At 61.6% G+C, this 14,370-nt stretch carries 11 protein-coding genes and 2 tRNA genes; 5 read left to right on the plus strand and 8 right to left on the minus strand.

Annotated elements, in window-relative coordinates; genetic code table 11:
- Positions 1 to 3: 3 nt before the first annotated feature.
- Positions 4 to 89: transfer RNA gene (locus HRF45_05335), tRNA-Leu, on the minus strand.
- A 67-nt stretch (positions 90 to 156) separates the two neighbouring features.
- Between HRF45_05335 and polA the strand changes: the two genes are divergently transcribed.
- From polA to HRF45_05355, 4 genes are all read left to right on the plus strand, one after another.
- Positions 157 to 2,709, plus strand: coding sequence for a DNA polymerase I (gene polA, locus HRF45_05340; protein ID MEP0765951.1), 2,553 nt, complete (start codon positions 157 to 159; stop codon positions 2,707 to 2,709).
- Positions 2,709 to 3,557 (plus strand): carboxylating nicotinate-nucleotide diphosphorylase, encoded by an 849-nt coding sequence (nadC, locus tag HRF45_05345; GenBank protein MEP0765952.1) that lies wholly within the window; start codon positions 2,709 to 2,711, stop codon positions 3,555 to 3,557. The genes polA and nadC overlap by 1 nt, the downstream gene beginning before the upstream one ends.
- Before the next feature lie 33 nt (positions 3,558 to 3,590).
- The gene (locus HRF45_05350) at positions 3,591 to 5,036 is read left to right on the plus strand and encodes a menaquinone biosynthesis decarboxylase (protein ID MEP0765953.1); all 1,446 of its coding nucleotides are present in this window, start codon (positions 3,591 to 3,593) and stop codon (positions 5,034 to 5,036) included.
- Positions 5,037 to 5,099: 63 nt separating this feature from the next.
- On the plus strand, positions 5,100 to 5,834 hold the full coding sequence (locus HRF45_05355) for a hypothetical protein (protein ID MEP0765954.1): 735 nt from the start codon (positions 5,100 to 5,102) through the stop codon (positions 5,832 to 5,834).
- 67 nt (positions 5,835 to 5,901) lie between these two features.
- Here the strand turns inward: HRF45_05355 and HRF45_05360 are convergent, their stop codons facing one another.
- From HRF45_05360 to HRF45_05380, 5 genes are all read right to left on the minus strand, one after another.
- Positions 5,902 to 7,326, minus strand: coding sequence for a glycosyltransferase family 39 protein (locus HRF45_05360; protein ID MEP0765955.1), 1,425 nt, complete (start codon positions 7,324 to 7,326; stop codon positions 5,902 to 5,904).
- A 138-nt stretch (positions 7,327 to 7,464) separates the two neighbouring features.
- On the minus strand, positions 7,465 to 8,232 hold the full coding sequence (locus HRF45_05365; protein MEP0765956.1) for a prepilin-type N-terminal cleavage/methylation domain-containing protein: 768 nt from the start codon (positions 8,230 to 8,232) through the stop codon (positions 7,465 to 7,467).
- Positions 8,233 to 8,242: 10 nt separating this feature from the next.
- The gene (locus tag HRF45_05370; GenBank protein ID MEP0765957.1) at positions 8,243 to 9,445 is read right to left on the minus strand and encodes an ammonia-forming cytochrome c nitrite reductase subunit c552; all 1,203 of its coding nucleotides are present in this window, start codon (positions 9,443 to 9,445) and stop codon (positions 8,243 to 8,245) included.
- A 34-nt stretch (positions 9,446 to 9,479) separates the two neighbouring features.
- Complete coding sequence (locus tag HRF45_05375; GenBank protein ID MEP0765958.1) at positions 9,480 to 11,219, minus strand: hypothetical protein; 1,740 nt, start codon at positions 11,217 to 11,219, stop codon at positions 9,480 to 9,482.
- Positions 11,220 to 11,227: 8 nt separating this feature from the next.
- The gene (locus HRF45_05380) at positions 11,228 to 12,289 is read right to left on the minus strand and encodes a cytochrome c3 family protein (protein ID MEP0765959.1); all 1,062 of its coding nucleotides are present in this window, start codon (positions 12,287 to 12,289) and stop codon (positions 11,228 to 11,230) included.
- A 297-nt stretch (positions 12,290 to 12,586) separates the two neighbouring features.
- Between HRF45_05380 and HRF45_05385 the strand changes: the two genes are divergently transcribed.
- A complete protein-coding gene (locus tag HRF45_05385) occupies positions 12,587 to 13,459 on the plus strand; it encodes a hypothetical protein (GenBank protein MEP0765960.1) in 873 nt (290 codons plus the stop codon).
- Positions 13,460 to 13,486: 27 nt separating this feature from the next.
- Here HRF45_05385 and HRF45_05390 read toward each other — a convergent pair whose 3' ends face one another.
- Complete coding sequence (locus HRF45_05390; protein ID MEP0765961.1) at positions 13,487 to 13,948, minus strand: DUF192 domain-containing protein; 462 nt, start codon at positions 13,946 to 13,948, stop codon at positions 13,487 to 13,489.
- Positions 13,949 to 14,160: 212 nt separating this feature from the next.
- Positions 14,161 to 14,236, minus strand: a tRNA-Arg gene (locus tag HRF45_05395).
- Positions 14,237 to 14,370 lie beyond the last annotated feature (134 nt).

Raw genomic sequence — 14,370 nt, forward strand, 5'->3', positions numbered from 1 at the left:
AGATGGTGCCGAAGGTGGGAGTCGAACCCACACGAGGTCGCCCTCAACGGTTTTTGAGACCGCCGCGTCTACCGTTCCGCCACTTCGGCAGGTTCCCCCCCGCCTTCGGCGGGGCAGGCTCTAGGCGGGGCAGGCTCTAGGGAGTGTAGAACAGCCATGAGCGATAAGTCAACGCGGAAGACTTATATCATCGTGGACGGTTACAGCCTGGCTTTCCGGGCGTTTTTTGCCACGCAACTGCTTACCACGAGTGATGGGCGACCCACCAACGCGTTGTTCGGGCTCACCAACATGCTGCTCTCACTATTGGACAAGGAACACCCTTACGGCATCGTGGTCGTGTTCGATGCGCCGGGGAAGACCTTTCGGCACGCCCAGTTTCCTGAGTACAAGGCCCATCGGAAGGAAGCCGACCCGGCGCTGAAGGAACAGCTTCCCACGATGCGTGACCTGGTAGCCGCGCTAGGCATACCCTCCCTGGAGGCTCTCGGCTTCGAGGCCGACGACCTTGCGGGCACGCTCGCCAAGCGCGCCGCGGAGCAGGGCTTCCACGTGCTCATCGTGACCGGTGACAATGACCAACTCCAGCTCGTGGACGAGAACGTGACGGTGCGGATGACGATGCGCGGAATCAGTGATGTGGTGGACTTCACCCCCGAGTTGGTCCGCGAGCGGTTCGGCTTCGGCCCAGAGCGCATTCCCGACTACAAGGCACTGCGAGGGGACCCATCCGACAACATCCCGGGCGTACCGGGGGTGGGCGAGAAGACGGCGACCCTGCTGATCCAGGAGTTTGGGACGGTGGAGCAGATAGCCGAGCGACTGAACGAAATCCCGCCGAAGTATCGCTCCAAGTTGGAGGGCTCGGTGGACGTGCTGCGACTTGGCAAGGAACTCACCACGATCGTTACAGACGCACCGGTCGAGTTCGACTTCACTCCTTATGAACCGGATGCGGCCGCGCTGGACCGAGCCAGAGAGTTCTTGGAGAGTCTCGAGTTTCGCTCCATCGTGCGCCGTCTGGAGCCGGTCTTGAGCAAGTACGTACGAGGTGGACCGGATGGCGTGACGACGGTGCAAGAAACGCCACGGGTCGAAGTATCAGTGCTGACGCTGGACGCATCGGGCGAGGCTGCCCTTCGCGGTCTTCCGGAGATTGGGTTGGCCGTGAGCGAGGACGGCGTTGCGCTATCGGACGGCCAGAGTGTGTGGCACGCGGCCGGTGGGATCGAGTGGCTCGCGGATTCGGGTGCTCCTGCGCTGAGGGTGCACAACGCGAGAGGAGTGGTATCCGGGCTTGGGCGCCTGGGGGTCGCGCGACCACGATTCGCGTTCGACACGGAGCTGGCAGCGTACGTGCTGGCGCCCGGGCGTGGTAGTTACTCCCTCGAGGACCTCGCCCGCGATTACCTAGGTGGTATGGCGGATGGTGCAGCCGGTACCGCACTAGCATGCTTCTGTCTGGCAGCACCAATGACTCAACGCCTTACAGACGAGCAAACGCTGTCAGTGTTTCAGGACCTCGAGATGCCACTGATACCGGTGCTACTGGACATGGAGGAAGCGGGGATATGCGTTGACCGCGAGTACCTCTCGACGCTATCGTCCCACCTATCGCAGCGCATTGACGAACTGGCTCGAGACGTATACGCTGCGGCAGGGCGTGAGTTCAACATTGGATCACCCAAGCAGTTAGCTAAAGTGCTGTTCGAGGAGATGGGACTGCCATCGGGCCGTAAGACCAAGACGGGGCACTCGACGGATGCCGACGTGTTGGGCGAACTGGCCGCGGCACACCCCATCGCCAAACTGGTGATTGACTGGCGCGAAGTAACGAAGCTGAAGTCCACCTATGCCGACGCACTACCAAAGATGGTTCAGCCCGATGGGCGTATCCACACGACGTTCAACCAGACGGTCGCAGCAACGGGGCGGCTGTCGAGCGTGGACCCCAACCTGCAGAACATACCCGTCAAGACGGACCTCGGGCGAGAAATCCGCAGAGCATTCGTAGCGCCGCCTGGGCACGTTCTTCTTTCCCTCGACTACTCGCAGATCGAGCTACGACTGCTGGCCCATATGTCCGAAGACCCCGTGCTGACTTCTGCCTTTCACGAGGGGCTGGACATTCATGCAGCAACTGCACACAGCCTGTTCGGGATTCCCGAGAACGAGGTCTCGCCCGAGCAGAGACGCGTGGCCAAGATGGTGAACTACGCTGTGCTGTACGGCATGAGCGACTTCGGGCTCGCGCAATCGCTGCAGATCGGGGTGGGCGAGGCGCACGAAGTGATCGCGACGTACTTCCGCCAGTTCCCCGGCGTTCGGGAGTTCACCGAGAGCATCGTTGCTCAGGCCCGCCGAGATGGGTACACGAAGACGCTCCTTGGACGGAAGCGATACTTTCCAGAGATCCAGAGCTCCAACCGGCAGATGCGCATGGCCGCCGAGCGCGCCGCCATCAACGCACCGATTCAGGGCAGCGCAGCAGATATGATCAAGCTCGCCATGATTAAATTGTACAAATCCGGAGCAACGGGAAGTGCCCGCCTCCTCCTGCAGGTGCACGACGAACTGCTTTTCGAGTGTCCGGAGACTGACGTCGAGGTCAATGGCGCAATCAGAGAAGTCATGGCATCCGCGATGCCCCTGAAGGTCCCCGTCGTGGTGGACAAAAAGGTCGGGCCGAACTGGAGGGATATGAGCTGATGAGCAGCAAGCTTTATCACCTAGTTCGGGAGGCACTCGCCGAAGACCTCGGGAATGGAGACGTCACGACAAGCGCATGTGTCTCTGCGGGCACTGGGGGCAAAGGGCTGGTAAGTGCCCAGGCGGAGGGCGTTCTCAGTGGCCTGGATATCGTATCGCCTCTCGTATCGGTTGGTGCCTCGCTGTATGGCGAGTCATGCCATGTGCACCTCGAGCCGGGAGTGGTGGATGGCCTGAAGGTGGGTCCCGGACAGCCCATCCTCGGGTTGGAGGGAAGCTTGCGGGTCGTACTGTCCGTCGAGCGGACCCTACTCAACTTCCTGCAGCACCTCTCCGGTGTGGCCACCGAGACGGCACGCTACGTTCAGGCCATACAGACTACGGGCGCAAGGATCGTGGACACGAGGAAAACCACGCCCGGACTTCGCGAATTGGAGAAGGCCGCGGTACGACATGGGGGCGGCGTGAACCACCGATTCGGACTTTATGACGGCGTGCTGATCAAGGACAACCATATCGCGGCTGTCGGAGGGATCACCGCGGCGATTCGGGCTGCCCGGCGAAGCGTCCACCACCTTTTGCGAGTCCAGGTGGAATGCGAGACGCTGGAGCAGGCAGAAGAAGCTGTCCGGTCGGGTGCCGACGCACTCCTACTCGATAACATGCCGACCGAAATCCTTCGCGAGGCCGTGGGAAGGTACAAGGGGAAGGTGCTTCTCGAGGCGTCCGGCGGGATCACACTCGCCAACGTGCGCGAGGTGGCAGAGACCGGCGTAGATATCATCTCCGTCGGTGCCATCACGCATTCCGCGCCTGTATTGCCAATGCACTTGGAGATCGTGCAGTAGCGACCGCCAATCCGGTACCCTGCCCAACACGCTATGCCATACGACGATTACCAACACTTTCTGCGGCGCTTGGAGCAAGAGGGGGAGCTGAAGCGCACGTCCTATCCGCTCGACCCCTACCTCGAGATCACCGAGGTTGCCGATAGGCTAGTCAAGTCCGGCGGCCCTGCCCTGCTCGTGGAACGCCCCAAAGGGCACGACATTCCGCTCGCAATCAACACGATGGCGAGCGAGAAGCGAATGGCGCTGGCATTAGGTGTGTCCGATGTGCAAGCGATGGCCGACGAGCTGCGCGAGTTGCTCCGGCCGGAACCGCCTCAGGGCATAGTCGATAAGCTCAAGATGCTGCCACGCCTCGGCATGCTCGCATCGCTGACACCTAAGACGGTGAAAGACGGCATCTGTCAGGAAGTAGTGCTGTCCGGGAACGAGAGCGACCTCGGGTCGCTGCCGATCATGACATGTTGGCCCCAGGACGGGGGACCGTACATCACACTGCCTCTCGTCTTCACGCATGACCCTAGCAGCGGCAAGAGAAACGTGGGGATGTATCGCATGCAGGTGTTCGACCGTAACACCTGTGGCATGCATTGGCAGATTCACAAGGTGGGAGCCGCTCATCACCAGGACGCTCAGCGTGCAGGTAGGCGAATCGAGGTGGCGGTGGCTCTGGGTGGCGATCCGGCCTGCATCTTCTCCGCCATATCCCCCCTACCACCTGCGATTGACGAGATGCTGTTTGCGGGGTTCCTGCGGAAGAAGGCAGTGGATCTCGTTCGTTGCAGGACCGTGGACGTGTCAGTGCCGGCAAACTCCGAGATTGTGCTCGAGGGCTACGTGGACCCCGAGGAGCGGCGGATGGAGGGACCATTCGGCGACCACACGGGGTACTACAGCTTGGCGGAGGAGTACCCTGTCTTCCACCTCACCTGCATCACACGCAGACAGAACCCGGTGTACCCATCCACGATCGTGGGGGTCCCGCCCATGGAGGACGGGTGGATGGGAAAGGCGGTGGAACGTATCTTCTTGCCTCTCGTGCAGATTACTCTGCCCGAGATCGTAGACATGCACCTGCCGGTCCAAGGCTGCTTCCATAACTTCGCTTTCGTTTCCATTCGCAAACGGTATCCCGGCCACGCGTTCAAGGTGATGCACGCACTGTGGGGCTTGGGCCAGCTCATGTTCACTAAGTTCGTGTTCGTGTTCGAGCACGATGTAAACGTGCACGACATCGACGAGGTGATCTGGCGCATCGGAGCCAACTGCGATCCCGGAAGAGACTCTGCCATCGTCAAGGGGCCGCTCGACGTACTAGACCATGCCTCACCCGAAGTGGGCCTCGGGGGCAAGATTGGGTTCGATTGCACGCACAAGTGGCCGGGAGAAGGACCGGTCCGCACATGGCCCGACGAGATTCGAATGTTGGATTCCGTCCGTGCCCGCGTAGAATCGGTTTGGAGCGAGCTGGGACTGTGAACATAGGCCCGACAGTTTCGTCTAGTCAGTCCGATAGTTCGTACACTCTCTGGAGGTGAATTGATGAAGCCAGTGATGCGGCTCGTTGCTCTGATCGCTGCGGCTGTGCTGGTGTCGGTCGTGTTCGCACAGAACCCCGGAGCTCGGCAGGGTCGTGGCCAATTCGGCGGCGGTCAGATCGGGGCAGGCCAGTTCGGCGGGGCCATGCAGCTGTTGAGCATGCTCCGAATGCCCGATGTTCAGGCGGAACTGAAGCTGACCGAAGCCCAAAAGACCAAACTAGAGGCACTCAACGTTCGGCCGCAGGCCGGACAGGGGCCGCCAACGCAAGAGGAGCGGCAGGCCCGCGCAGCTCAAGTAGAGAAGGAAATCCAGACTATTCTGGACAAGGCACAGTACGAGCGACTGAAGCAGCTCTCGCTTCAGCTCCGCGGACCGGACGCTTTGGCAAGCGACCCCGAGTTGCAGAAGGCACTGGGGCTGACTGAGGACCAGATCAAGAAGATTTCGGATACGGTGGCCCAGGTTCGGCAGTCGCACATGCAACAGTTTCGAGGCGGAGCGGGCGGCGAGCAGCCGGACCGAGAGCAGATGATGGCCCGCATGCAGGAGATGCGCAAGGAGATGGCCACCAAGGTAGAGGCGCTGCTGACTGCTGAGCAAAAGGCCAAGTACCAGGCACTGAAGGGCAAGGCGTTCACGTTCACCAACCCGTGGGGTGGCTTTGGCGGTCGCCAGCGCGGTGGTCCCGGTGGCCAACCCGGTGGACCTCCTGGACGCGGTGACGGCGGCTTCTGAGTTCGACTGACAGCAACTCGATGACCTCGGCGGGTGGGGTGTATCCCACCCGCCGTTCTCTTTTCTACTACTTCACTTGGGAGGTTTCGGCAATCGGTGCCCTGTCCAGATCGAAGAGCCACACGACTAACGCCGCAACGTACAGGCAGATCCAGGGAACCATCGGCGCGTAGTAGCGGCCGGATGCGTAGAACACGCACGTGAAGGCCGTGAAGAGGGCGATGAACACCACGCCGAACCAGGGGAAGACCGTTGGCTGCCATCCCGCCTGTCGCGCGGCACGCGGCAGGACGACGAGAGATCCCAGGAATGCCCCGAATAGCACCAGCCATGTCAGGTGTGCCACTCGCCGCGCCCACTTCTGAGCCTGAGCCCAGCCGTCACCCTGTCTGGCAAACTGGTCCATAGAGTGAAAGGCGCCCCCACCATCTGCCCGATACATCAGCCATGCCTTCTTGACGAACAGCAGGGCCGTGGCGACCGGATTCTCTACGATGTACCGGATAGCAGCATCACGGCATGCACGATCTATGCTCGGCTCGTTCAGCGTCTCATGGGTGGTGCCCAGGAGCGCCGGGCCGTCCGGGTTCCACAGATACTTGTCAAAGCTGGTGGCGCAGGGGGTCCGGTATGGCTCGGGGACCATCTGGAAGGTGGCATAGTCGCGCTGGAAGACACCACTTGCCACGGGATTGTTCCCTATCACCAGGTTGAAACCGCCGCTCGTGGAGAGAGGCACGAATGCCCCGAAAGTGCGGTAGTTCCTTGCGGTCCATGGTGCTACTACTAGAGCCACCAGTACGCATAGCACGCAGAACTCGCGGAATCGTGCGCCCCAGCTCGGCAGACGCTTGTCTCGGAGTAGCCCGGCGAACAGAACCACGAACGGCAACATCATGCCGACCGGTCGAACCGATACAGCACATCCGAATAAGAGTCCTGCAGTCACTACCTTCCACCACCGTGTCGGCTCATGCAGGATACATAGGGTGCCTCCCAGAGCCAAGGCTACGAATAGCGGCTCCGACGCAAGCTGGGCAGACCAGAAGACGCCATCGGGCAGGAGCGCGTATCCGGCTGTCGCGAGCCGACCGACGGCCTCGCTACGGAAGACGACTCGACCTAGGCGGTACACCAGGAGCAGTGTAACTAACACGAGGAGAAGGTTCGCGATCTTCCCAGCGGTGGGCGACGGGCGCGTAATCGCGAAGATCCCCCCTAGGAAGAGTGGATAGCCGATGGGATACCACGCCGTAGGCATCCCGTTACGCGTGTAACCGGCTCCCTCCGCTATTGCTACCGCAGTCTTGTAGTACCACGAGGCATCCTCCACCGGCTCGGCAGGCACCGTAACCATCCATGCAAGCCGTAGCAGTACCACCGCAAGCACCAGCGCAGGGACGTAGTGACGCGAGAACAGGATAGAAAGGAGCAAGGTTCTTGCGGACTGGGTTGCGCGGCTCCCCTGCGTTCGACTATTCGCCTCGTTCACACTACCTGCCCTCCCACGCCCTACGAACCACCATTGCCCGCCTCGGGTCCATCATGACGGGTTACACACACCGTTCGAATCGGGATTCTACATTCTGAGTAAGAGCAGGGGGCGATACCCGACCAAGCTGTGAAGTGATCACGGCGTGGCGGAAGGGTGAGGCTTGTAGATTACGGGACGGCCGTCGTCGAGCCGAAGGAGCGCATCACGGTGAATCTGCTTGGCGTGTCCGTCGGTGAATGCCACGTTCACGCCTCCGCCGTGTCGGTCTATGAAGATGCGCCCCACGTTGTCGCGCGAGGGGTCGAGGGTACCCGTATGCTCTGGCCACGCGTCCACCCACACGCCGTCCGAGAACAACATTGTGTGTGTGGGCTCGCGGACGATCGTGAGGCTCACGCCGTTGGTGTGACCCGTGGAGGTTCCTGGCCCGTACATCCAGCCGTTGGTCGTGTGGCTGCCTCGATAGCCCGCGAATTGCCACTGGTGCTTTACGCTTCCCCAGATGCTGCGGCCGTACGGATTGGTATCCCCCGCGCCATTGGATTCGTCCGGGGCACCTGCGGTCGGGCAGCGGTAGACCTCGGTACTCTTGACGTACGGCTGGAGCGTGTCCCACCAGAGGCGGATGATCCACTGTCCGCCCTGAACGAAGTTGATGTAGCAAGGAAACTTATCGTTGTAGTCGCCGGTGTAGAGATAGGCCGCCTTGGCGAACTGAGACGTGTAGTCGAGGCACGCGGTGGCCGATGCGCGCTTTCGCGCCTGTGCGAACACGGGGAACAGCACGGCGGCCAAGATCGCGATGATCGCGATCACGACCAAAAGCTCGATGAGCGTGAAGGCACGGGCCGACCGCATCGGTCGGCCCGTGCCGGAAGCGTCGATGCCGACCATCGGCATCATTCTACACGTTCTACGGACCAGCAGCCAGATCGGCGAGCGAGCTCAGGATCAGCTGCTTGGCATAGCTGTAGTTGTGTGCGCCGAGGCTGCCGTCGTTGATGACGAGCGAGAAGTTCCAGCGTGCACGTCGGTATTTCGCATCTTGTCCGTAGGTATCGCGGTATGCGCGGAGCGCCCCGCCATTTGCGTTGTTGTCGGGCGCTCCCGACGAGGTCGAGCCGCCGAGCTGGATGAGCAGGTCAGCTATCTCCTCGCGAATGTCCTCGAGCGTATCGCCATTTCGATTGACTACAACATGCTCGAGGTCAGGCGCGCTGTTGGCGCCGCCGTGGCACTTCGCGCACACTTCCTTCTTCGGTACGGTCGTGGTGTGATTCCACGTTCGGCTGCTACCCGTGGCGAGTGCATGGCATGTTTGGCAGGTGTTGGCGATTCGCGTGTGAGGGGAGTGCTCGTACTCGACCCCTGGGTACTCGTAACCGCCAGCCGCTGCGATCATTATGCCTGCGTTGTGTCCGCGCGCCAGAGAGGAACTGAACAACCCGATAAGCGCATCGGTTGCCGGACCATCCGGAGTGACGCCTTTCGTATTAGGCAGTCCGGTATGGCACTTCCAGCAGGTCTCTTTCGAGTCCGGGATGCGATTGATCAAGCTGCGATTGCCCCCGCTCGCTACGTGTGCCGAACCGGGGCCGTGGCAAGCCTCGCACTGAACGCTCCAGAACTTCAGATTGTGAGCGGTTCGGGGGTCTTGATTGGTGTCGAATCCTCCCCTGTCCGAGCCCGGGTTGTCGAGCGTATCCGGCGCTCCGGTCACGTGGCATATCGAACACGGAGTATTGGGGACCAAGCCATCCGCTATGAAGCGCGTGAAGATGTCGATCGTGCCGCTGCCACCCAGCTTGGTCGGGTCTTTGGCATGCGCCATCTGCTTCCACTCGGCATGGATGCCCTCTGGGTGCCCTGGAGCCGAGCGACCATGACAGGCTGCACACACCTCGACACCAACATAGGTAGCATCGTCGGGAACATTCCTGGACGGAATCGGCGACGGGTCGTTCCACACGATGGTCCCTGGAGGAGCATCGTCGGTCGAACCCGACACCAAATCGCTAACTGAGCAGCCCGCAGCCACGAACAGCGTTATGAGTCCGACCGTGCTCGAAAGGACCAGTGCGGCGGCCATTCCCACTCTCTGCTTGCCTAGTATCACTTTTCGACCTCCCAATTACGCCCAACGGCCGGCATCACTGCCCGCTCGTGAACGTCCCCTTCAGCGTGATAGAAAAAACGTTCGCGTCGTATCCGAAATCGCTCACCAGTCGGTCGGACGATACCAGCCGCTGGAAGCCGAAACCGAGGGTGAAGTCACGGAAGAACTCCTGCCGGTACTCGAGCCCGACGTAGGTGGCGACATTCCGCTCACCCCCTCGACTTACGTAATGGGTGAGTGTTCCATCCACACTGCTCTGTTCAGTCAAGTCGAGGTTGGCTCCGACCGTCCACACCTGACCCGAGCTATACCACGGGCGCACAGCCGAGCCGAAGCCGATTGCCCCGTCCTCGCCGGTGTTGAGCGGGTCGTCTCCACTGACGTTGCTGCCCCAGTCTTCCCAAAGGAAGTCAACGAAAGCCGCTAGGTTCGGTAGGAACTGCGTGCTGACTCCAGCGTTGACCGAGTTGAATCGAAGCGTGTACTCGCGCGCGTTGTTGCGCCGCTCCGCCCACTGGTAGGACGCGTACAGGCTCGTGAGGTAGCCGAACGAGCGCGACCAGCTTCCGATGAAGGTCTGCGTCCGGTCATAGTACAAGGTAGCCGTCGTGTCCGACAGCAGGATTTCGGAGTCCGGAGCATTAATCAGGTTGCGGTTGCGGTACCGCAAGCGAAACTGCCCCAGCGCGTCGTTTCGGAAGCGCACGGAGATGTGCGCGTCGTCCGAAGCTGGACGCTGGACCACGTTGCTGCCCTGCATCTCCCGTCGCCATCCGTGCCGGGTGTAGCCCGCGTTCACGTATACGGCCCGGTCGGGCCGCCACGAGACCTCCGCTCCCCCACGACTCGTTTTCTCAGCGTATCGGCTCAGGGTAAAGGGAACATCCACCGTGTCGAACTGCGCCTCCGCCCGAAAGAGCAGATCGGGAGCGGCCGCCCAACCGGCATCGAACCGCCAAATCTGTGCGGTGCTTCGTCCCAGTCCCTCGTGGTCGGTCCTGACATCGGTATAAGCAACTGAAGCGCCGATGTTCGGGGCGGGCGACTGCGTGCTGCTGACGGTCATCTCCCGAAGCCAACCATTCGGAACCTCACCGAGCCGATCGTTCAGCCCCTCCGTGTAGAACCCGACCTTGACGTCTCCTCGCAACAGGGGCCAGCTTAGCAGTGCGTCATAGGTGAGCGTGCGATAGTCGTATCCCGGATCAGGACGTTGCCGAACGATGTCACGCACCACCCACTCGCGATCACTTGCTTTCAGATCGAAGCTGGGGGCGATCCCCAAGCCGGCGAGGTGCAGCCATATCTTGCGTGAAGAAGCCCTGGATGAGGTGCTGAGATCGAGCGTGGCGTCCGGGAAGTAGGCGAACCTATCGGCCCAGAAGCGTAGCGAGTGGCTCTCGTTAGTCGGGATAAGTTCCATGAAGCCGGCTTGATCTTGCTCCCCCAGGTCTCGCCAGTAGCCACGTCCGATGGATCGCAACGAACGGGGATCGCGGAGCGCGGCGAACAGCATGTCGCCATAGAAACCTTCTGCCAACGAGCGGTACTGGAACAGCCGAGTCTCGTTGCCGTTCCACTCCACCGCGCCAAACGCAGGCACCACTTCCACGTGGATGGGCTCGATGCCTATTGCCCGCCTGTCCTCGGTGCGCTCCTGCTCGCCGGTCGCCTCGGTACCGCCACCGCCTCCTTGCGCATGCGCGGCGAGGACGGTCACGAACAACGCTGTGAGCACCGAGGCTCCCGTCAAACACTTCGCGTTCCTCATCATCCTCACCCCTATCGGAAGAACAGCTGGCTCGTGTTGGAGCCGTGGATGTCCGAGTGGCAGCCCGAGCGCCAACAACTACCCGGGCGGCCTCGATGCGCCTCGTCCGCATTGATATCCGTATGGCACTGGATGCACACGCCTCGACCGTTCGTGACCAGCAGCTTTTGGTTCGGGGAGCCGTGCGGTTGATGGCAGGTGAGACAGCTCTCGCCGAGGCCTCCCGTTCGCGTCGGCTCGTGCTCATATACGAAGGGACCACGGATGTTGGTATGGCACTTGGTGCATACCGCGGACATGCTCTTGTTGACCGGCATCAAGGCGGGGTTGGTGCTGCGGTGGACTTCATGGCAGTCCGTGCAGCTCACGCGGTCTTCCAGCATGGGATGGTGGGATCGAAGCCTGGCTTGGGCTGCCTGCGCCGCATGGCAGTTGAGGCACGCTCCGTTGATGGCCTGGCTAGTGGTCGGGTGCTTGGCGTCGTATCGAAAGCCTGCGAGGTTCGAGACCTTGACGATGGGCTTCTGCAGCATGAACGGGTCGTCGTCCGAGCCGTGAAATCGGTGACAGTCCACGCAGCCCACATCTGCCGATGCGTGGACGTTGGTGCGCCAGTGCGGGCTGTCATGGGTCGTAGCGTGGCACTTGATGCACAGCTCGGCGGCTCGCTTCACAGTGACCGACGAGCGTGGCGGGAAGCGCAGAATCTTGGTGCCGTCGCCGGAGTCCACGTGCTCGCTGCCCGGGCCGTGGCAGTATTCGCACGCCTGGTTGGCCTCCTTCAGCACCTTGCGGAGATGAATAGTGTGACGCGAAGCGTTGAACACCTTCACCACTTCCTCGTGGCACATCTCGCACGCTTCACTCCCGAGCGCTTCCGCGTCAGGTCCGGGGCGATCCTGCTCTAGTGCCTTCTTTCGCGCCGCCTCTTCCGTAGCGGGTACCCGCTTGCCCGAGTCCTGCTGCGCCGAAGAGGCTGGCGCAGATGCCAGGACCACGAGCATGAGCAGTGCCGCGACTCCAAAGATGAAAAGCGGCAGCCCACTTCGTGGGTTCTGTCGGCCAATTCGCATGCGGCCCTCCTTAGCTCATCGTCAAGCTCCGCACAGCGGCTGCCGGAGCGTACCGAAAGAGCCTGCACTGCCTTTACCGGGCATCTTACCACCCGATTTGCAGTTCTGAAAGGTATTTTCGGTATCCTGACGAAAGACACCTGCAACGAGCAAGACGCCCTGAAGTTTTTTGCGGTGCGTTCCGTTCACTCGCCAAGAATCTCTAGTGTCATGCTCGAGTCTGACTGTCGGGCTGGGCGCCTCCACAGCCGTCCACCGATGTGGCGACTCTCAGGCGCACCCGATCGGAGGTGTCGAATGACCGCTATCGTCGTTCTTTCTGCGATGCTCGCCGCTTGGAGCGGTGCCCCGGCTCCTGTCCAGCTGAGTTGGCAACCACCAGAGCCCACGATGGGCCCGGAGACGGCCATCCCCCGCAACCGCCCCCACGTGGTCATCACCGAATCGGCTCCGTTTGCCAAGCGGGGCGGCAAGTGGGTCGAGGGCAAGCGTGTCGCCGTACGCAAAACCGCCTACAGCCCCCAGGGTGTCGTGATAGATGACGAGAAGTTCCTACCGAGCGGCGCACTCGTCTCTAAGACCGTGTGCACGCTCGACGAGTTCGGGCGCGTGGCAGAGAAGACGATCTTCGAGACTCCCGCGCAGAAGCTCACTGGGCGGGAGAGCTATCGTTACGACGGCCGAGGCAAGCTCTTCGAGATACAGCGATCTCGTGGAGACGGAACTCCTCTCAACACCTCGGTACTCGAGTATAACGAGCGCGGGATGCCCACGCGAGAGACCACCACCCCTGCCAGCGGCGGCGCCCCTTGGGTCGTAGCCTACACCTATGACTCGAGCGACCGAGTCAGCACAGTGACTTGCACCGGCCCTGACGGCAAGCAGGTTTGGAAGCACGCCTATCGGTACGATGAAAACGGTCGCTGCAGCGAGGACAAGGCCTGGCGTCACGGCTCGCTCGTCAGCAACACCCGCTATACGTACGACGCGAAGGGCGATCTGGCGAAGCTCGTGATCTACCGCGGCGACGGTCAACTGATGACCCGCCACACGTTCAAAGCCACTTACGATGCCAGAGGCAACTGGACGAAGCGGACGACCTACGACACGCGGTTCTTCAAGCCGAGCTGGGTCGAGGTTTCGTACCGAGTGATTACTTACCACCCTTAGGCGGTCTGCGTCCGTGGGTCGGGGAAGCTAGTCTATTGCGGCAAGGCCGGCTGGGAGTTGAATGGTCATGCCGGGTCGAAGGCCCAGTCGCTCGAATGTGCCGGCCTTGGCCTCCAATGCGTACTTGGCCGGCCCCTTGCTCGGAATCGGCGTCGGGTCGCGGGGCTGCATCCGCTCCGTGTTGAGCACCTCGCCCTTGGCGTTGAGAAACGCGATGTCCAGGGGGATCAGAGTGTTTCGCATCCAGAAGCTAAGCGGCGCTTCCTCGAGGAACACGAAGAGCATGCCGTGGCTATCGGGAACTTCCGCTTCGGTGAGGTGCATCATGCCCTCTTCACGGGTGAGCGAGTTGGCAGCGATCCACACGGGCATCACGTGGCTGCCGATGCGCACTTCCGCTGTCGGAAGGTCAGCCAGCTGCGTCCGACGGGCAGGGTTGTACGAAGAGGGTCCCTCTGCGGCATCAGAAGAGATGGACGCGTCTGACACGTCCCGCTGGTTCGACCGAACCGACTTCTCCGATTGGTCGGACGTATTCGGCCGAGCCCCTCCACATCCGGCAAGGAGGAGACAGAGAAGGAATAGTGCGACATCGCGCCGCGCCTGGAGGCAGACTTCGCTCACGATGTCGGGATGATACCGCCGGAACTCAATGTTCTCATTTTCTCATTGCCGGCTCTGAGTAGCGTTTGGTAAGGACCTGGCGCCCCCGGATGGACTCGAACCATCGGCCCACTGCTTAGAAGGCAGTTGCTCTATCCCCTGAGCTACGGGGGCCTCGCCTGAATCGTACCCGGCTGCGCTGCACGATCCGATGGCTGAGCGGCATGTCACGACTGGTCCGGAGTGGCCTGCCGGAAGGAACGTGGGGCAGACCGCCTCACATCCGACGGGAGGCTACCTACTGGCCA

It is taken from the genome of Fimbriimonadia bacterium (genome assembly GCA_039961735.1).
Lineage (GTDB): Bacteria > Armatimonadota > Fimbriimonadia > Fimbriimonadales > JABRVX01 > JABRVX01.